This window comes from Arthrobacter sp. YC-RL1, from assembly GCF_001454985.1.
Lineage (GTDB): Bacteria > Actinomycetota > Actinomycetes > Actinomycetales > Micrococcaceae > Glutamicibacter > Glutamicibacter soli.
The window spans coordinates 2,788,306-2,805,791 of the sequence record NZ_CP013297.1 but is presented as its reverse complement, the minus strand read 5'-3'; the positions used below and the strand labels follow the sequence as shown (position 1 = coordinate 2,805,791).

At 67.4% G+C, this 17,486-nt stretch carries 15 protein-coding genes; 6 read left to right on the top strand and 9 right to left on the bottom strand.

Annotated features, from left to right (window positions below; translation table 11 throughout):
* Positions 1-68 precede the first annotated feature (68 nt).
* A complete protein-coding gene (locus tag ATC04_RS13015; RefSeq protein ID WP_052772610.1) occupies positions 69-518 on the top strand; it encodes a DUF4282 domain-containing protein in 450 nt (149 codons plus the stop codon).
* A gap of 224 nt (positions 519-742) precedes the next feature.
* Here the strand turns inward: ATC04_RS13015 and ATC04_RS13010 are convergent, their stop codons facing one another.
* The 4 genes from ATC04_RS13010 to ATC04_RS12995 form a co-directional block, all read right to left on the bottom strand.
* Positions 743-1,162, bottom strand: coding sequence for a DUF6069 family protein (locus tag ATC04_RS13010; RefSeq protein WP_047121095.1), 420 nt, complete (start codon positions 1,160-1,162; stop codon positions 743-745).
* A gap of 230 nt (positions 1,163-1,392) precedes the next feature.
* A complete protein-coding gene (locus ATC04_RS13005) occupies positions 1,393-2,421 on the bottom strand; it encodes an NAD(P)-dependent oxidoreductase (RefSeq protein ID WP_047121096.1) in 1,029 nt (342 codons plus the stop codon).
* Entirely contained in the window at positions 2,418-5,003 is a 2,586-nt protein-coding gene (locus tag ATC04_RS13000; RefSeq protein ID WP_082124102.1) for an alpha/beta fold hydrolase, read from the bottom strand. Before ATC04_RS13000 ends, ATC04_RS13005 begins: the two co-directional genes overlap by 4 nt.
* Positions 5,000-6,025: a 3-oxoacyl-ACP synthase III gene (locus ATC04_RS12995; RefSeq protein WP_047121097.1), complete on the bottom strand. Its 1,026-nt coding sequence runs from the start codon at positions 6,023-6,025 to the stop codon at positions 5,000-5,002. Before ATC04_RS12995 ends, ATC04_RS13000 begins: the two co-directional genes overlap by 4 nt.
* A 311-nt stretch (positions 6,026-6,336) precedes the next feature.
* Between ATC04_RS12995 and ATC04_RS12990 the strand changes: the two genes are divergently transcribed.
* Positions 6,337-7,740: a plasmid pRiA4b ORF-3 family protein gene (locus ATC04_RS12990; RefSeq protein WP_160309116.1), complete on the top strand. Its 1,404-nt coding sequence runs from the start codon at positions 6,337-6,339 to the stop codon at positions 7,738-7,740.
* Between the two features lie 77 nt (positions 7,741-7,817).
* Here the strand turns inward: ATC04_RS12990 and ATC04_RS12985 are convergent, their stop codons facing one another.
* The 4 genes from ATC04_RS12985 to ATC04_RS12970 are packed head-to-tail and all read right to left on the bottom strand — an operon-like array spanning position 7,818 to position 11,379.
* Positions 7,818-8,219 carry a universal stress protein gene (locus ATC04_RS12985; protein WP_047121099.1) on the bottom strand — a complete coding sequence of 134 codons (402 nt, stop codon included), beginning with the start codon at positions 8,217-8,219 and terminating at the stop codon, positions 7,818-7,820.
* The gene (locus ATC04_RS12980; RefSeq protein WP_082124105.1) at positions 8,216-9,871 is read right to left on the bottom strand and encodes a tripartite tricarboxylate transporter permease; all 1,656 of its coding nucleotides are present in this window, start codon (positions 9,869-9,871) and stop codon (positions 8,216-8,218) included. The genes ATC04_RS12985 and ATC04_RS12980 overlap by 4 nt, the downstream gene beginning before the upstream one ends.
* A complete protein-coding gene (locus ATC04_RS12975; RefSeq protein ID WP_047121100.1) occupies positions 9,872-10,375 on the bottom strand; it encodes a tripartite tricarboxylate transporter TctB family protein in 504 nt (167 codons plus the stop codon).
* The gene (locus ATC04_RS12970; RefSeq protein ID WP_047121101.1) at positions 10,372-11,379 is read right to left on the bottom strand and encodes a tripartite tricarboxylate transporter substrate-binding protein; all 1,008 of its coding nucleotides are present in this window, start codon (positions 11,377-11,379) and stop codon (positions 10,372-10,374) included. The genes ATC04_RS12975 and ATC04_RS12970 overlap by 4 nt, the downstream gene beginning before the upstream one ends.
* A gap of 232 nt (positions 11,380-11,611) precedes the next feature.
* Between ATC04_RS12970 and ATC04_RS12965 the strand changes: the two genes are divergently transcribed.
* Positions 11,612-13,219 carry an ATP-binding protein gene (locus ATC04_RS12965; protein WP_047121102.1) on the top strand — a complete coding sequence of 536 codons (1,608 nt, stop codon included), beginning with the start codon at positions 11,612-11,614 and terminating at the stop codon, positions 13,217-13,219.
* Between the two features lie 9 nt (positions 13,220-13,228).
* Positions 13,229-13,900, top strand: coding sequence for a response regulator (locus ATC04_RS12960; RefSeq protein WP_047121103.1), 672 nt, complete (start codon positions 13,229-13,231; stop codon positions 13,898-13,900).
* Between the two features lie 213 nt (positions 13,901-14,113).
* On the opposite strand, the gene ATC04_RS12955 is transcribed toward ATC04_RS12960, so the two are convergent.
* Complete coding sequence (locus ATC04_RS12955) at positions 14,114-14,914, bottom strand: SDR family oxidoreductase (protein ID WP_047121104.1); 801 nt, start codon at positions 14,912-14,914, stop codon at positions 14,114-14,116.
* Between the two features lie 179 nt (positions 14,915-15,093).
* On the opposite strand from ATC04_RS12955, the gene ATC04_RS12950 reads away from it, so the two are divergent.
* Both ATC04_RS12950 and ATC04_RS12945 read left to right on the top strand, forming a co-directional pair.
* Positions 15,094-16,473 (top strand): aldehyde dehydrogenase family protein, encoded by a 1,380-nt coding sequence (locus ATC04_RS12950; protein ID WP_047121105.1) that lies wholly within the window; start codon positions 15,094-15,096, stop codon positions 16,471-16,473.
* Between the two features lie 37 nt (positions 16,474-16,510).
* Positions 16,511-17,446: an MBL fold metallo-hydrolase gene (locus tag ATC04_RS12945; protein ID WP_047121106.1), complete on the top strand. Its 936-nt coding sequence runs from the start codon at positions 16,511-16,513 to the stop codon at positions 17,444-17,446.
* Positions 17,447-17,486: the final 40 nt, after the last annotated feature.

The window sequence follows — 17,486 nt, the reverse complement described above, 5'->3', positions numbered from 1 at the left end:
TCAACAGAATATTTGTTGGGTAGTCTCGGCGGTAGCATCCTTACTGCATTGAGAAAGCAGGTCCATTCGTGAAAGCGCTATTCGATTTAGACTTCCGCAAATTCGTCACTCCGTCGATCATCAAGATCGTTTACATCCTGATCATGCTCTTGCTGATCGTGAGCTATCTTGCCTTCGTGATAGCCAGCTTCCGCGCCAATGGCGCATTCGGCTTCGTCGTCTTGATTCTGATTGGCCCGCTGTTCTGCCTGATTTATCTGGTACTTGCGCGCGCCGGTCTGGAATCACTGCTTGCGCAGATCCGCACGGCGGAAAACACCGCAGAGCTCGTGCGGTTGGCCGGCGGGACTCCACCGAGCGATCAAGGTTCATTCCAGATTAATCCGATTCCTCCAACAGGTCCTTCGGCACCGCGAGCCTCGGGGACTCCTGGCCCGGGCGCCACCGGCAACCAGCCACCTGCTGGCCCCAATTCGGGCAACGGCCCCGAGACGCCTCCGAACCCTTACAAGCAGTAAGTTCATGACCCAGCTCTAGACGCGCCGCCAACTCTCGCGCCGCCAACTCTCGCGCCGGTCAGCCCTTGTGGCGGCCGAATGTAGCCTTCGTTGAATGCTGTGAAACATGCTGTGCGCCGCCTGTTGGATGGCAGATGCCTCCTCCAGCCCAATGCCAGCGACCTGGAAGGTACAAAGAAAAACCGCGCCACCCTTCGGGGTGGCGCGGCCTTGTCACTGCGGTGCTACTGGGCGGACTTGCGCCCCACGGCAACGTACCAGGCGACGGCGCTGACGACATGCATCAGGCCGAGCCAGGTGCCCGCGGCAAAGCTGTCGGTCACCACGTAGGAGCTGGCGATGGAGCCCAGCGCGAGAATGACGCCGATCCAGCGGGCTGCCGGAAGGATGGACGGCTTGAGCCAGCCCAGGTAGAGGGCTACGGTGCCCATCAGCAGGATCGGCACGAAGCTAGCCACGCTCACCAGGGTGTAGGTGATTTCGTCGAACGGCGCCCCGGTCACGTCGAAAGATGCCCCGGCGGACATTCCGGTGAAGTACAGCGCGGAATTCACGGTTGTCGCGCCCACAGCAAGAATCAGCAGTTCGACCATGCTGACCCTGTACTTGGGTCGTGCTTCGGCCCGGGCGATGACGGCACTCATGTTTTCTTTTCTCCTGGTTGGCGGGATTCTCCACACCACCATACGTGTCGCCCGAAGGGAAAGCCCGGTATTCAGCGGAAGTGAGAGCGACACCACCAACGCCGTGACTTAAACGTAAAAAGCCTAGTGAAAGCGCCTAAACGCTTTACCGTTGGGTAATATTCCCTTTGTCGAAACCAGGTAGTTTCAAAAAATGGCCCTGTCCCCGAAAAGGGGACAGAGCCGGAGAATCAGTGGATCGCCAGCGGCGCTTTTCCTCCATAGTGGGCTGCAAGCTTTGCCAGTCCTTGGTCGATCGTGACCTCAGGCCGCCAGTCCAGTACCCGGTGGGTTTCGCGCTGGTCGAACCAGTGCGCGGTGGACAGCTGCTCGGCCAGGAATCGAGTCATGGGCGGTTCGTCATGGACCAGGTTGCGGGTGCCGGCGGCAAGCCAGGCGCGTTCGATGACCGCCCCGGCGCCGCGGGCCAGCCAGCCCGGCACGCTGAATCTGGGGGCGGGCGCCCCGCCGGCCTGGCAGATCCCGGCGATCAACTCGCCGACCGGGCGCGGTTCGCCGTTGGTGACGACCAGCGGGAGTCCCTGAGCCTGCTGCATGCGCTCCAGCCCCCGGACGATGGCGGCCACCGCGTTGTCGATGTAGGTGGTGTCGATCAGCGCCGCGCCGTGGTCCAACAGCGGCAATCGTCCGCTGGCGGAGCGTTCGATGACGCGCTCCACCAGTTGGGTGTCGCCCGGGCCCCACACCACGTGTGGGCGGATCGCGGCGACTCGGAACCGGTCGCTGTTGCGGGACAGGGCTTCGAGCTCCGCCGCGGCCTTGGACCGGGCATAGTTGCCACGGGCCCTGGACGGGTCGGCAGGACCCGCCTCGGCTCCGGCCAGCGGCTCGCCGAAGTGCGTGACCGAAGGCGAGGAGACGAATACGAAGTCCTTGACCCCGGCCGCCTCGGCGGCGTCCAGCAGGTGCCTGGTCCCGTCGATGTTCGTGGCGACGAACTCCTCCCAGCGCCCGGTGAAGGACACCTTGGCGGCCAGGTGGATGACGGCGTCCATGGAGTCGACCGCGCGGGCGATCTGCGCCGTTTCGGTCAGCGAACCGAGTACCTCGTCGGTGGCGCCTTGGGATGCGCGGCGCTGGAAGGTGCGTACCTGGTGGCCCTTCTCGCGCAGCCGCTGCGCGACAGCACCGCCGAGCATGCCGCTGGCACCGGTGACCAGCACCCTGCGCGCGGTTATCGGCTGGTTGCGTGGAGTCATGGCTTGCGGATCCTTCCTCCTGCCAGCGTGGCGGAGGCCCAGCCGGCCAGGTGCGCCCGGTCGATCTTCGAGTTGTGGCGGATGTCCGTGGGCAGCTCGGGGACCACCAGCACGGCCGAGACCTCGACGCCGGCGGCCGCGACGGCCTGGCGGACCTGCTGCGACAGCCCGGGGGAGGCAGGGGCCGGCTTGCGGGCCGGCGGCACGGTTTCCATCACGATCACCGCGCTCTGCGTCCCGGACGGGCCGACCGGAACCAGCGCGGTGCGTCCGGCACCGGGCACCGATTGCGCCAGGTTCTCGGCTTCCACCGGGGTGAGCGGGCCGCTGGCGGTGCGCAGCACATGGCCCAGGCGGCCTTCGACCCACAGTCGTCCCTGGGCGTCGAGGTGCCCCACGTCGCCGGTGCGGTGCCATCCGGGGATGGAGGTGCTCAGCTGCTCGGTGATCCACAACCGGTCGTAGCGGTCCTTCACATGTGGGGCGCGGACCAGGATCTCGCCGGTCAGCCCGGGCTCGGTGGACGGCTCGGCGGCGGACTCGCCCCGGGAATCCAGCACCGCGATGGCCACGCTGGCTCCGGCCACCGGGGTGCCCACGCAGACGCCGTTGCCGGAACCTGCCGCGCGGATGCCCGCCAGGTCGATGTCGGTGATGGGCAGCGCTTCGGTCATGCCGTAGGGGGTGTGCACGGAGGCCTGCGGGGCCAGTTGCTGGACCTGCGCCAGCAGCGGCTCAGGGATCGGCGCGCCGGCTGAAAGCAGCAGCGATACCCGCTCCAGCGCCCGGTGCTGTGCCGCGGTCAGCGCGTCGCGGGTCTTCAGCACGTTGGCCAGGGCGGCGGGGGAAGCGAAGACCACGGTGGCGTTGATCGCGGCGGCCGCGTCGGCCAGCGCCGCTGCGGTGAGCGTCTTCGGGGAGGTCACGTCCATGTCCGGGGTCACCGAGGTGGCACCCAGCGCCGGGCCCAGCAGCGCGAACGGCGCGAAGCCCGCCACCAGCGCGGAGCCGGGCTTCAGCTGGTAGGTGGCGGACAGGGTGTCGCGCATGGCGGCCAGCTGGCGATGGGTGTACACCACGCCCTTGGCCGGGCCGGTGGATCCGGAGGTGAACAGCACCGCCGCATCCGCGTCAGGGTCCGCCGGGGCGAAGTCCCCGGCCTGCGGGGCGCCGGCGGCACCGGATGCCAGCAGCTGCGGCACCGAGTGCCCGACGCCCAGGACCTTGGCCAGGGCCGGCGGCAGCTGCGTGGCGGAAATGCGCGTGCCCGGCCAATTCAGCGCCTTGGCGCCGATGAGCGCGCGCTGGATGCCGATCAGGAACTGCGGCCCGGCGCCCTTGATGGCCCGGCCCAGTCCCCTGGTGCCCAGGCCCGCGTCGGCCACCACGATCACCGCGCCCAGGCGCAGGCAGGCGTAGATCAGCGTGGTCAGCTCGATGCCCGGCGGGACCAGCAGGTTCACGCGCGAGCCGGGGCGCACGCCGATCCGCTCCAGGCCCTTGGCCAGAGCATTCACCCGCTGCCCGAGCTGCGCCCAGGACAGCGTGCGAGGCGGGCTGATGTCCACCACCGCGGGGCTGTGATCCGCGGTGCGCTCGTCGAGCTGCGCGAGCATCGGACGGTAGTCCTGCAGGCTGCCCGCGCGCACGGTCTCGCCGGCGCCGGCGGACTGGAGCCAGTCGAAGATCGGGGTGGCGATGTCGCGGTCCTCGGCCACCAGGTGCCCGGCGCCCTCGAAGCGGTGCACCTTGGCCTGCGGCAGGCGGTCCATCAAGTCGCGCAGGTAGCGGTCGGAGAAGACCGGGTCCTTCGGTCCCCACAGCATCAGGGCCGGCACGGTGAGTTCGCGGACGGCCTCGGAGATGGAATCCAGGGCCGGGCGGCTGGGATGGCCGGGTGCGAAGGGGATGTCTGCGACGAAGTTGCCCACCCCGGTGCGCTGCGCGGCGCTGGTGTAGGGGGACATGTAGGCCTTCCTGACCTCGGGGGCCAGCGCGGGGGTGGCCAGCGAGTGGGTGACCCGCAGGAACGCATCGGTGCTGGTGGTGCCCCAGCCGTGCACCGCCGGGTGGGAGGCCAGCTGCAGCGCGGCGGGCAGCTCGAAGCCGGCCGGGTGCACCGCGGTATTGGTCAGCACCACATTCGCCAGCTGCCCGCGGTGGGCCACGGCCCAGCCCAGGGAGATGATCCCGCCCCAGTCATGGCCCACGGTGGTGACCGGGCCGGACAGCTGCAGCGCAGCGGTCAGGTCGCCCAGGTCGTTGACCCGGTCGGCCAGGCGGCGGAAGACTCCGGTGCGCTCGGAGAAGCCCATGTCCAGCTGGTCCACCGCGACGATGCGCCAGGGCAGGGCGCGCCGTGAGACGTGGGCGAACAAGGAGCGCCACAGGTAGGACCAGGTGGGGTTGCCGTGCACGCACAGCAGGGTGCCGACCGGGGTGATGCCGCGGGATTCGAGTTCAGCCTGGTTGTCCAGCAGGTGCCAGCGGTGGCTGGTGCCCGGGACGTCGACCAGGGAGGTGGACGGAACTGTCAGGTGGCGGGAGTGCTGCTGGGCGACGCCGGGGAATGGGCCGGTCACCAGGCCAGCTCCATCATCGCGGTGTTCAGTCCCGAGCCCACCCCCATGCACAGCACCCGGTCCCCGGGCTTGAGCGACTTCGCCTCCTGCCACAGGGTCATCGGCAGCGAGGCAGGGCCCACGTTGCCCCACTTGGGGAAGGTCACCGGGACCTTGTCCTTGACCAGGCCCACGGCCTTGATGATGGCGTTGGTGTACGACTTGGAGACCTGGTGCGTGACGTAGCGGTCCATGGACTTCCAGTTCCAGCCGGCGGCGTGCGCCTCGTCCCAGGCATCGACCACCAGTTCCAGGCCGTTGTCCAGCAGTCCCTTGCTGTCGGTGTACATGCCAGCCGGCCCGCCCACGCACAGCTCGTGGTGCGCGGTGCCGGCGCGGGAGACCCCGCCCAGGATCCGCGGCTTGCCCGGGTGCAGATCGGCAGGGCCGATGACCGCGGCTGCAGCGCCGGAGCCCAGGGTCAGGGTGGCGAACTGGCGCAGGTAGTCCTCGCGGGTGGAGTTCGGGTCGTTCAGCCGCTGGAAGGTGACTTCCTGGGTGGGCTGGGCGTCCTCGCCGGCGACGATCAGCGCGTAGCTGATCTGCCCGGAGTCGATCATGTTCGCGGCCAAGGTCATGCCGTTGACGAAGCCCAGGCAGGCGTTGGCGATGTCGAAGTTCATGGCGGAGGAGGGCAGGCCCAGGCCGTGGTGCACCTTGGAGGCCACCGATGGCTCAAGGTTGCGTCGGGTTACCGAGGTGTTGATCAGCAGGCCGATCTGCCCGGGTTCGATGCCTGCGGCGTCCAGCGCCTGCTTGCCGGCCGAGATCGCGGCGTCGTCGAAGGTGGTTCCCGCCGACCACCAGCGGCGTTCGGCGACCCCGGAGACGCGTTCGAGCAGCTTCTTGGACAGGCGCAGCCGTTTCAGACTCGGGGCCAGCCGCTCGTCGAACTCGGCGGAGCTGAGCACCTCGTCGGCGAGCACGCTGTTCACCGAGAGCAGCGCTACGTTGTTGTGTCTGAAGGTTGCATTGCCGTTCAAGATTAAAGCCTTTACAGGGGACAGGCGTGCCAAACGGGGCCACGGCGCCGGGTGCTCGGTGGGCCCGTCGGGAGCCAACGAGCGGGTTTCCTCCTCCAACGGTATTCCCTCAAGCGCGGTTCCCCCTATTTCCGCAGGAATTTCAGCCGATAGCTCGAAAAAACCCATGCATTGCTGTATAGACGCTGATAATCGTCCGTGAATATCGGCGATCAATGCGACCGCGCGCCCGACGGCGGCGAGCCCGATCAGGCGTCGATGAGGTAGGACGCGGGAAGCGTCGGGCGCCCGGCATCGGTAGAGTCATAGCCATGCCACACGTGATACCACTGCGCCGGATGCTCACACTGCGAATCGTGCTGGAAGGCTCCGCGCCGCCCATCTGGCGCACCATGGAAATTGACGACGGCATCATGCTCGATGAAGCCGGGCTGGCCCTGCAATGCGTCATGGGCTGGGAACATGCGCACCTCCAAGCGTTCCACAGCGCCGTCCCCTATGACCGCGAGGATGCCGGACAGGCCATCACCTGGTACGAAGAGCAGAGCCGGCTGGAGATCGGGGTCGGCGAGCCCCAGGAGACCACCACGCTGGGCCAGGCCCTGGCCGCAGCCGGCGGCGAACTCTACTTCGAATACGACTTCGGGGACTGCTGGATGCACAAGATCACCGTTGAAGCGCAGCGGGGCAAGGCACCGGGCGAGGCGCCCTACCGTGTGGTGGCCGGGCAGCTGCGCGCCCCGCTGGAGGACAGCGGCGGGATCCACGGCTGGCAGGAGAAACTCTCGATCCTCCAGGGCAACCCGGCGCCGGAGGACCTCGAAGCGCAGGACATCGTGGCCTGGATGCACTGGCGCGGCGGACGCTGGAATCCGTTGGAACCCGCGGAATTCCGCGCGGACGTGGCCGACGCTCGCCTGGCCATGCTTGCCGCGCAATTCACCGGCGACAACGGACTGGGCCGCTGGTTCGACACGATGGAACCGGAGCTGCGCCGGGCGATCTCCGTGCCTGCCGCCCAGATCGGCCTGGGCTTGCAACCGGGCGGCATCACGATCCCGCCGTGGTTTGTCGATCTGATGCGGCCCTTCGCGGTGCTCACCGCCCTGTGCGACGCCCCGGTCAAGCTCTCGGCCGCCGGGTGGCTGCCTCCGAAGATCGTCGGAGAGCTGGTGGAACGCTCCGGGCTGGATGGCATCGACTACGAAAGCGGGAGCACGAAGCGCGAGAACATCATGATCACGGTGATCCGGCTGCGCGAATCGGCCCAGCAGATGGGACTGCTGCGCAAGGCCAAGGGCGTGCTCACCGCGACCCGGCGCGGACGCCAACTCATGGAGGACCCGGTAGCCCTGGCCGAATACGTGGCCCGGAAGCTGGCCCAGCCCAAGGCGGAGGGTCCGAAGGGCCGGGACATCGACAGCGACTCGACGTTCGCCGGGTGGTTTATCCGCGCCGGGGGATTCATTCCGGACCGGATGCAGCGCTACACGCCGCAGCCGGGGCTGTTCATGGACAAGTCCGAGCTGCTGGAGATTTTCGGCTACTGGGATCCGAACCAGCGCTGCCCGGTCAACGAGCAGTCCCGCCTGCCTTTCCTGCAGTCCTGGTATCTGATCGAGCACTTGCTGGGCTACCGGATGCGCGCCGAGGACATGGCGGAGCGGATCCCGGAACGGCTGGCAGAACTCTCGCGCTACCTGTTGCAAGGGTAGCCTGCCCGCTGCACACCGGACATGGCGAAGGCCGTGGATCCCGCAAGGGGGAATCCGCGGCCTTCGCCGAACTGCGTTTACAAATGGTCGGGTGCTTTGAGGGACAAGACCGGGCACGTGGCCTGCAGGATGATCCGCTGGGCGGTGCTGCCCATGAGGAACTTGCCCACTGCGCTGCGCTTGCGCAGCCCGATGACGATCAGCTCCGCGCGGCGGGCCTCGGCCACGCGCAGCACCTCGGCCGCCGCGTCGCCGCCCTGCGGGAAACGCTCGATCCAGAAGTCGATGTCCTCCCCAGCCAGCCTGGCTTCCAGCTCGCTGAACTGCCGGGCGTCGATCAGCCGGTCGTCGACCGGGGCGTCTCCCCTGGAGGAGTTCACCACAACCAGGGTGCAGCCGGCGCGCCGGGCTTCGAGGACCGCCCGGTCCAGCGCCGCCTCCCCGGCCGGGGAAGGGATGTATCCCACCACGATGCTCATGGCTGATCCTTCCGTCGATGCCCGTCCTGCGGGGCCGGCTGCGGCACGGTATGCGCGGCGCGGTCGGGGTCCTGCTCCTGCGCGGTATCAGCCTCCGCGGCGGCATCCAGCGTGCCGGGCCCGTCCAGCGGCCCGGTGGCGGGGGCCGCCAGGGCCGGGGCTGAACCGCCACGCAGGCGGCGCACCAGCTTGAGGATCAGCGGGAAGAGCAGCACCAGCGCGATGATCACGTAGATCGCCACGGCCAGCGGTTCGCCGAACAGCCCGGAGACCTCGCCGCTGGACAGCTGCAGAGTCTGGCGCAGCTGCTTCTCGGCGCGCGGGCCGATGATCACACCGAGGATCAGCGGCAGCACCGGCAGCCCGAAGCGCCTCATCGCGAAGCCCAGCGCGCCGATTACCAGCAGCAGCACCAGGTCGGTGGCCTGCAAGTTGACGGCGAAGGCGCCGAGCGTGGCGAAGAACAGGATCCCGGAGTAGAGGTACGGGCGCGGGATCTTCAGCAGCTTGGCCCACATCGGCGCCAGCGGCAGGTTGATCAGCAGCAGCAGGGCGTTGCCGATGAACAGGCTGGCGATCATGGTCCATAGCAGGTCCGGCTCGTTGTCGAACAGGAACGGGCCGGGCTGGATGCCCTTCTGCACCAGGAATGCCAGCATGACCGCGGCGGTGGCGTTGGTCGGCAGGCCCAGGGTGAGCATCGGGGTCAGCGTGCCGGCGGCCGAGGCGTTGTTCGCCGCCTCCGGGCCGGCGACTCCCTCGATGGCGCCGTGCCCGAATTCCTCCGGGTGCTTGGTCAGCTTCTTCTCGGTGACATAGGACAGGAAGGTGGGTACCTCGGCGCCGCCGGCCGGCAGCGCGCCGAACGGGAAGCCGTACGCGGTGCCGCGCAGCCACGGCTTCCAGGAGCGTTTCCAGTCCTGCCTGCCCATCCACGGGGTGCCGACCGGGATGGTCTTCACCGGGGTGCGGCGCAGGTGCGCGGCGATCCACAGCGCCTCGCCGATGGCGAAGATCGCCACGGCCACCACCACGATGTCCAGCCCGTCGGCCAGCGGCGCGAAGCCGAAGACCAAGCGGTTCTGGCCGGAGACCGGATCCATGCCGACCAGGCCGATGGCCAGGCCCAGGCCCAGCGAGGCGAACCCCCGGATCTTGGAGGAGCCGAGCACCGCGGTGACGGTGATCAGCGCCAGCAGCATGATGGCCATGTAGCTCGGGGCGCCCATGCTGACCGCGAAGTCAGCCACGATCGGGGCGAAGGCCACCAGCAGCGCGGTGCCGATGGTGCCGGCGATGAACGAGCCGATGGCAGCGGTGGCCAGCGCCTGCGCGGCGCGCCCGGCCTTGGCCATCTTGTGGCCTTCGATCGCGGTGATCACCGTGGCGGATTCGCCCGGGGTGTTCAGCAGGATCGAGGTGGTCGACCCGCCGTACATGCCGCCGTAATAGATGCCCGCGAACATGATCAGCGCCGCATCGGTCTGCATGCCGTAGGTGGCCGGCAGCAGCAGCGCGATGGCCATGGCAGGGCCGATGCCCGGCAGCACGCCCACGGCGGTGCCCAGCAGCACCCCGAGGAAGGCGAACAGCAGGTTGATCGGGGTCAGCGCGGAAGCGAAGCCCTCCATCAGCAGATTCAGGGTATCCATCTACAGCACCCCCTCCAGGATTCCGGCCGGCAGCTTGATGCCCAGGCCCAGATAGAAGCCGTAGAAGGAGCCCACGGCCAGCAGCAGCGAAATGAGGAAGGTCAGCACGTAGCGGCGGCCGCCCAGGGCGAGCACCGATCCGAAGAACAGCAGCGTGCCGGAGATGACCCAGCCGGCCCAGTTGATCAGCACGATGTTCAGCACGAACACGCCGACCAGCGGCAGCAGCGTCTTCCAGTCCGTCGGCTGGCCCAGATCGACATCCTCGCCTTCGTCGCCTTCGGCCAGATTGCCGCGCAGCACCGTCACGCCTAGGGCGATGGCCGAGGCCATCAGCAGCCCGGCGACCAGGTAGGGGACCGTCTTGGGTCCCACCGGGTCGGCCTGGGAGTACGTCACATGGATCTGCGACGCATCAACGAGCACCAGAACGCCGAGGAGAAAAAGAAACGCGGCGAACAGCAGTTCGACGCGTTTCTTCGCCGGCGTGGCTACTTGGCTCACGCCAGCCCCAGGGCCTTCAGCACGTCGGCCACACGCTGGTCCTGCTCGGTGAGGAATGAGGAGAACTCATCGCCGGTGATGAACGCGTCGGTCCAGCCGTTGGTTTCCAGCGCCTGCTTCCAGGCATCGGACTCATGCATGGTGGTCAGCACGTTGATCCACTTTTCCCTGTCGGCGTCGGAGATCTCCGGCGGGGCGACCACGCCGCGCCAGTTGGTGAAGTTCAGGTCGATGCCGGACTCGATGAAGGTCGGGGCGTCCACATTCTCCAGGCGCTCCTCGCCGCTGGTGGCCAGCACGCGGATCTCGCCCTTCTCGATCTGCTGCATGTATTCGCCGGCGCCCGAGGCAGCCACATCGACCTTGTTGCCCAGGATGGCCGGCAGCAGGTCGCCGCCGCCGTCGTAGGACACGAAGTTCACCTTGGTCGGATCGATGCCCACGGTCTGGGCCAGCTGCATCGGCAGCAGGTGGTCCGGGCCGCCCGGGGAGGAGCCGCCGCCGACGCTGATGCTTCCCGGATCCTTCTTCCAGGCCTCGACCAGGTCGTCGATGGTCTTGAACTCGGAATCCTTGGAGACCATGATCGCGCCGGGCTCCTCGATGAGCTTGGCGATCGGGGTGGTGTCGGTCAGCTTGGCGTCGGTGTCGTTGGTGTAGCTGGCGCCGACCACGCCAAGTCCCATGAGCATGCTCAGGTCGCCGTTGCCGGACTCGTTGACGATGCGGGCCAGGCCCACGGTGCCGCCGGCCCCGGCGAGGTTGAAGACCTCGGGGTTGGCTGCGATGTCGGTTTCCTCCATGACCTTGGCGGCCACGCGGGCGGTGGTGTCGTAGCCGCCGCCGGGGGTGTTGGGCACCAGGATCCGCAGGCCCTCGACCGGGCCGGAATCAGCCGGTGCTTCGCTGGAGTCGGTGCCGGAGCTGGTGACTCCGCAGCCGGTGGCGGCCAGGGCAAGGCCGGCGGCGACGGCGGCCAAGCGCAGGGTCTTGAATGTTCGCATGTTGATTCCTCATCGAATCGGTGGGTGAGTGGAATTCCTCCACGCTATGCGCAGCGGTGACGCGGCTCACTCTTGCGTACACAAAGTAGATAATGTTCATTGTGTAACCGGGTTGGAGCCTGTGATTCAGGTCTCGAACATGATGGGGTAGTGAAGTCACAAAAAATCTACCCCATCCCGCCCCTGCAGCGCCGCCGGCGCGGGGCGGGATTCGAAGGCCGAAGGAGTGCTGATGCCAGCTGCCGGTGCCCCTGTTTCCGCCGGGCCCAGGTTCAAGTTCACCCTGGCCGGCCAGTACCTGATCCTGCAGCTGCTGCTGATCTGCGTGGTGCTGGTCGGGGTGGTCGCCCTGACCATCGGGCAGGCCATCGCCAGCTTCGAGGAATCCGAAGGCCGGCGCAGCCTGTCCGCGGCCGAATCGCTGGCGGCCAACCCGCTGCTGCGCACGCTGCTCCCGGACGCCGAGCCGCGGCAGGGCGCCGCGCTGCCAGCCATGGCCGAAACCGTGCGCAGCGTCTCCGGGCTGCGCTTCGTCAGCATCTCCGGCAGCGACGGGATCATCCTCACCTCCAGCCGGCCGGACGAGATCGGCACGAAAGCCATCCCGCCGGAGAGCACCGTGCTCGCCGGGCGGGCCTGGACCGGGGACATGAAGCGCGGCGGGAACCGGGTGCTCGTCGCCCAGGTCCCGGTCTACGACCTGGACAGCGAAATGGTGGGATTCGTGAGCGTCGGACAGAACTATCCGAGCACCGAGGAGATCTTCAGCGAGGTCGCCCCGACCACCGCCGTGGTGCTGCTGGTCTCGGTGCTGTTGGGCGGCGTCGGGTCGGTGCTGCTTTCGCGCCGGGTCAAGAAGCAGACTTTGGGCATGGAGCCGGCGGAGATCGCCGGGCTGGTCGAATACCGCGAGGCGTTGCTGCACGGGGTACGCGAGGGAGTGGTGTCCATCGGCTCTGACCGCCGGATCACCCTGGTCAACGACGAGGCACGCCACCTGCTCGAACTGCCCGCGCAGTGCGTGGGCCGTACGCTGGAGGAGCTGGACGTGCCCAAGGCCGTGAGTCAGGCGCTGATGATCGAGCAGCCGATCCCGGACCGGCAGATGCTGGTGGGGGAGAAGGTCATCGTCTTCAACCGCATGCTGGTCTCCTCTTCCGGACGGGACCTGGGATCGGTCACCACCCTGCGCGACCGGACGGACCTGACGCTGCTGGAGCAGGAGCTCGGCGACACCAAGGCCACCACCGACATGCTGCGCGCCCAGACCCACGAATTCGCCAACCAGCTGCACACGATTTCCGGACTGGTGCAGCTGCGGGAGTACGCGGAGGTGGTGAACTTCATCGACGGGGTCAGCTTCAGCCGCAGCCGCATCTTCGAGGACATCGCTGCCCGCATAGCCGACCCGACCATCGCCGCGTTGCTGATCGCCAAAACCAGCGTGGCCACCGAAAAGGGGATCAAGGTTCAGCTGGGCGAGGAATCGCGGCTTGAACGCTGCGACGACGAGCTGGCCCGCGACCTCACCACGGTCATCGGGAACCTGCTAGACAACGCCATGGATGCGGTCGCCGCAACCCGGGATCCGGCCATCCATGTTTCGGTAGCGGAGACCGGCGGGCAGGTCACCGCCGTCGTCAGGGACAATGGGGTGGGAATCAGCGCCGCTGAACTCACCGAGATCTTCACCCAGGGGTACTCCACCAAGGACAGTTCCAGCGCCGGAGGCAGGGGATTCGGGCTGGCGCTGACCCGGCTGGTCTGCCGCAGACGCTCCGGTGACGTGCAGGCCGTCAACGACGACGGCGCCCGTTTCACCGCCACACTCAGAAAGTAGGAACACCGCGTGATCAAGGTACTGGTGATCGATGACGATTTCATGGTTGCCAAGGTCCATTCAGGATTCGTGAACAGCGAACCCGGCTATGAGGTGGTGGGTGTCGCCTACACCGCTGTCGAAGCGCTGCGCGCGGTGAAAACGCTGCAGCCCGACCTCGTGCTGCTGGACATCCACCTGCCGGACATGAACGGCTTGGACCTGCTCCAGCACCTGCGCGATGCCAAACCGGAACTGGACGTGATCGTGATCAGCGCCGCCCGCGAAATGGAGACCGTGCGTCGGGCTCTGCGCGGTGGAATAGTCCACTACCTGATGAAGCCGTTCTCCCGCGAGGACCTGCACGACCGCCTGGAGCACTACCGGAAGACCTACCGTTCGCTACGCGCGCCCGACCAGCCGCTGGACCAAGAGGACGTCAACCGGCTCTTCGGGCTGGGCGGGCAGAGCAGGAAGCCGCTGCCCAAGGGCTGCAGCGTTGAAACCATGGGACTTGTCGAGCGGATCCTGCGCGAATCCGCGGGCCCGATTTCAGCCAGCGAAACCGCGGAAAAGCTCGGCACCTCGCGGGTGAGCGCTCGCCGGTACCTCGAATATCTTGCCGAAGAGGGGATCGCCCAGGTCAGCCTGAAGTACGGCGGGGTCGGGCGGCCCGAGCGCCGGTATGCCGTGGGCTCCTGAGCAGCGGTCCCACTTGTTGCAGCGGTTGGATCTGAGTCGTTCGATAACTCGACAGCAGCCTCGCTGGCGGACACCGAACGACAAGGAGAATGCACTCACCGCAAAACCGGCCGAGGTAACCGAGTATGCGCGGTCCTATAACGGTCATCAATGCTTGGGGCCAAACTGCGACACTCGGCTGTTCCCAGTGTTTTTCCTCGGGAATGGGCGCGGCTATGTGGTCGCGATGGCCACGGTGCTTGAACGGTGGGCCACCAGGCCGCCGTCCACGCGAATGTCCGAGCCATTGACCCATCCGGGCTGCTCGGAAAGCAGGTAGCCGATGACCTCGGCGATATCCTCCGGCACTGCGAACCGGCCCAGCAACTGCGCGGCGGAGTTCACCTTGTCCTGTCCATGGTCCTTCTTGAAGTCCTCCAGGATCGGGGTCTGGACCGGGCCGGGGCTCACGGAATTGACACGGATGCGCTGCGCCACGAACTCGGCCGCCAGCTGTTCGGTGAGCAGGCGGACGCACTGCTTGGAAAACAAGTAGCTGTTGTCCGCGATCTGCGGCGAATCGGCGGCCTGCTGAATTGCATCCTGCTGGTCCTGGGCCAGCGCGAAGCCGCGGCATTCCTCGGCCATGGTGCGCCAGCCGGTGGCCACGGAGGAGGCAAGGTTGACTACGGAAGCACCCTCGACCAGCAGCGGGGCCAGCTGGCGTGCCAGCTCGCGCACCGCGAAGACGTTGACGTACAGCACGGTCGCCAGCGGGGCGGTGCCCGGGACGCCGGCGATGTTCGCCAGCCCGCGCAGCCCGGCTGGGGCCAGCTCCTGCACCCGGGACACAACGTCCGCAATGCCCTGCGGGGACGACAGGTCGGCGTGGATGAACGCGCCCGGGAAATCGGAAGGTTCGGTGCGGTCGACGCCGATCAGCTGGTATCCCTGGGAGATCAGCAGCGCCGCAGTGGCGGCGCCGATCCCGGAGGAGATTCCGGTGACGACGACGGGCAGGCCGGTCAGTGACATGTGTGCTCCTTAGGCTGGTGTCGGCGCCGGCCAAGCCGTGCCTTCGTAGTGCTTTCATCGTCGGGCATGCGGCCAGTGGTCGCCGACACGTTTTCCATCCAATGGAAGCTTGGGACGCTCGCCCGAACGTAAAGCGACAAGCTAACTACAAGCAAAGTTTTTCATCAGGGAGGATGCACATGCCTGTGCCAGTTTACGATGTGCTTGATCCGGCCACCTTGGAGGTGATCGGGCAGGCTCCCGAGCACACCGAGAACGATGTGCAAGCCGCCATCGCCACAGCCCGCGGCGCTGCACGGGCCTGGGCGGCGGACCGCGAGGTGCGCCGTGGCATGCTGCGCCTGGTCGCCGAGCGCATCCGCGCCAGGGCCCCGCAGCTTGGCCGCCTGCTTTCCCGCGAGCAGGGCAAGGTGCTTATGGAGGCCATTGGCGAGTTCCGCGTCGCCGCTGACCTCTTCGATTACTATGCGGACCTCGCCTGGAACGAGTCCGAGGACTTGCCGCAGCGCGATGGCCGCAGCCTCCAGGTGCAGTACCGCCCGGTGGGCCTGGTCGGAACCATCACCCCGTGGAATTTCCCGATCTCGCTGCTGTGCGTCAAGTTGGCCCCGGCGCTGGTCGCCGGCTGCACCGTCATCGCCAAGCCATCGGCCACCACCCCGCTGTCCACCATGGCCCTGGTGGACCTGGTCAACGAGGTCCTGCCCGCCGGTGTGCTGCAGGTGCGTACCAGCAGCCGCCGCACCGTCAACGTGGCTTTGGCCAGCCTGCCGCAGGTGCGCAAGATTTCCTTCACCGGTTCCACCGATGTCGGTACCGCGGTCGCCGCGAGCGCCACGGCATCGGTCAAGCGCGTCACCCTCGAACTGGGCGGCAACGACCCGGCCATTGTGCTGGAAGACGCCGACCTGGAAGCTACCGCGCGTGGCATCGTGGGCAGCGCCTTCCGCAACGCCGGCCAGGTGTGCATGGCGGTGAAGCGCGCCTATGTGCCGCGCCACCTGCAGGCCCGCTTCACCGAGGCGATCGTGGCCGAAAGCGCCAAGCTGTCGCTGGGCCACGGCATCGCGGAGGGAACCACCATGGGCCCGATGCACAACCAGAAGCAGCGCGAGACCGTGCGCGAACTGGTGTCCTCGGCGGTGTCCTCCGGTGCGCGGGTGGCCCACGGAGGCGGGGTCGGCTGCGACCTGCCCGGCTACTTCATGGAGCCGACGATCATCACCGACGCCGTCCCGGGCATGGGACTGGTCGACGAGGAACAATTCGGCAGCGCCCTGCCGATCATCGGCTACGACGACCTGGGCGAGGTCATCGACCATGTCAACGACGGCCCCTTCGGCCTGGGCGCCTCCATCTGGTCGCCGGATCTGGAGCGGGCACGACAGGCCGCCTTCGAGATCGAAGCCGGCACCGTGTGGATCAACCAGCACACCGTGGTCGAGTTGGACGCACCCTTTGGCGGTTGGAAGACCTCGGGCACCGGACGAGAGCGCGGGGCCTGGGGACTGCACGAGTACCTGGAACCACGCACCATCAACGCCCGGACCCACGGCTGACCGGCACCTCGCAGATTTTCAAGGAAAGCAATTGAGCATGACGTCAGTAACGGAACTCATCACCCTGGGCACGGCCGCCGGCCCCGCTATTCGTGGCAAGGAAAACGGCATGGCCAGCGCGCTGGTGGTCGACGGAAAATACTACATGGTGGACTTCGGCCTGGGCTGCGTTCGCGCTGCCCACCAGGCCGGGCTGCGCGGCCAGGACTTCGTCGCCGGGTTCATCACGCACCTGCATTCGGACCACGTGGGCGAGCTTCCCGCCTACCTGCTGTGGAACTGGGGCGAGCCCGTGGACGGGTTCACCTCGCCGGTGGGGGTCTACGGCCCCGGACGCGACCCGCAGCATGTGCGCGGGGACAAGCTCTCGGGAACCAAGGACCTGGTTTCCCATACCCTGCAGGCATTCTCCTACGACCTGGACATCCGCGTGACCGATGAGGCCCGCCCGGAAATGACCTCGCTGCTGGACGTGCACGAGATCGAGATCCCTTCGGTCGGGCAGGGTGCCGGGCACCGTCCGTTCGTCGTGTTCGAGGACGAACGGGTGAAGGTCACCGCCGTGCTGGTGCTGCACCCGCCGGTCTACCCGGCCTTTGCGTTCCGCTTCGACACCGCGCACGGTTCGGTGACGTTTTCCGGGGATACCGCCGAGTGCCCCGCGCTGGTCGAACTGGCCCGCGGGACCGACATCCTCGTGCATGAGGCCGTCAACCTGGACTTCTTCACCTCCATGGGATTCAGCCCGACATTTATCAACCACCAGCGCGAATCACACACGTCGCCGGAGGGTGCCGGCCGGATCGCCGAAGCCTGCGGGGCGGGCCAGCTGGTGCTATCGCATCTGGCCGGCGTGGCCAGCGTGGAGGAATGGCGCACCCGCGCAGCGAGCACCTTTAGCGGTCAGGTCAACGTGGCCACCAGCGGACAGCGCTTCAGCGTGACCGGCGCGCCAGCCGCCGCGCGCATCTAGCGGCAGCGTTTCCCACCGGGGCCCAAGGATACATCTGAGG

Excerpts from the sequence above, each read along its gene's own strand:
- ATC04_RS12970 (WP_047121101.1), bottom strand. The coding sequence starts at position 11,379 with ATGCGAACATTCAAGACCCTGCGCTTGGCCGCCGTCGCCGCCGGCCTT.
- ATC04_RS12955 (WP_047121104.1), bottom strand. The coding sequence starts at position 14,914 with ATGTCACTGACCGGCCTGCCCGTCGTCGTCACCGGAATCTCCTCCGGG.
- ATC04_RS12985 (WP_047121099.1), bottom strand. The coding sequence starts at position 8,219 with ATGAGCATCGTGGTGGGATACATCCCTTCCCCGGCCGGGGAGGCGGCG.
- ATC04_RS12990 (WP_160309116.1), top strand. The coding sequence starts at position 6,337 with ATGCCACACGTGATACCACTGCGCCGGATGCTCACACTGCGAATCGTG.
- ATC04_RS12965 (WP_047121102.1), top strand. The coding sequence starts at position 11,612 with ATGCCAGCTGCCGGTGCCCCTGTTTCCGCCGGGCCCAGGTTCAAGTTC.
- ATC04_RS12945 (WP_047121106.1), top strand. The coding sequence starts at position 16,511 with ATGACGTCAGTAACGGAACTCATCACCCTGGGCACGGCCGCCGGCCCC.
- ATC04_RS13010 (WP_047121095.1), bottom strand. The coding sequence starts at position 1,162 with ATGAGTGCCGTCATCGCCCGGGCCGAAGCACGACCCAAGTACAGGGTC.
- ATC04_RS12950 (WP_047121105.1), top strand. The coding sequence starts at position 15,094 with ATGCCTGTGCCAGTTTACGATGTGCTTGATCCGGCCACCTTGGAGGTG.
- ATC04_RS13005 (WP_047121096.1), bottom strand. The coding sequence starts at position 2,421 with ATGACTCCACGCAACCAGCCGATAACCGCGCGCAGGGTGCTGGTCACC.
- ATC04_RS12980 (WP_082124105.1), bottom strand. The coding sequence starts at position 9,871 with ATGGATACCCTGAATCTGCTGATGGAGGGCTTCGCTTCCGCGCTGACC.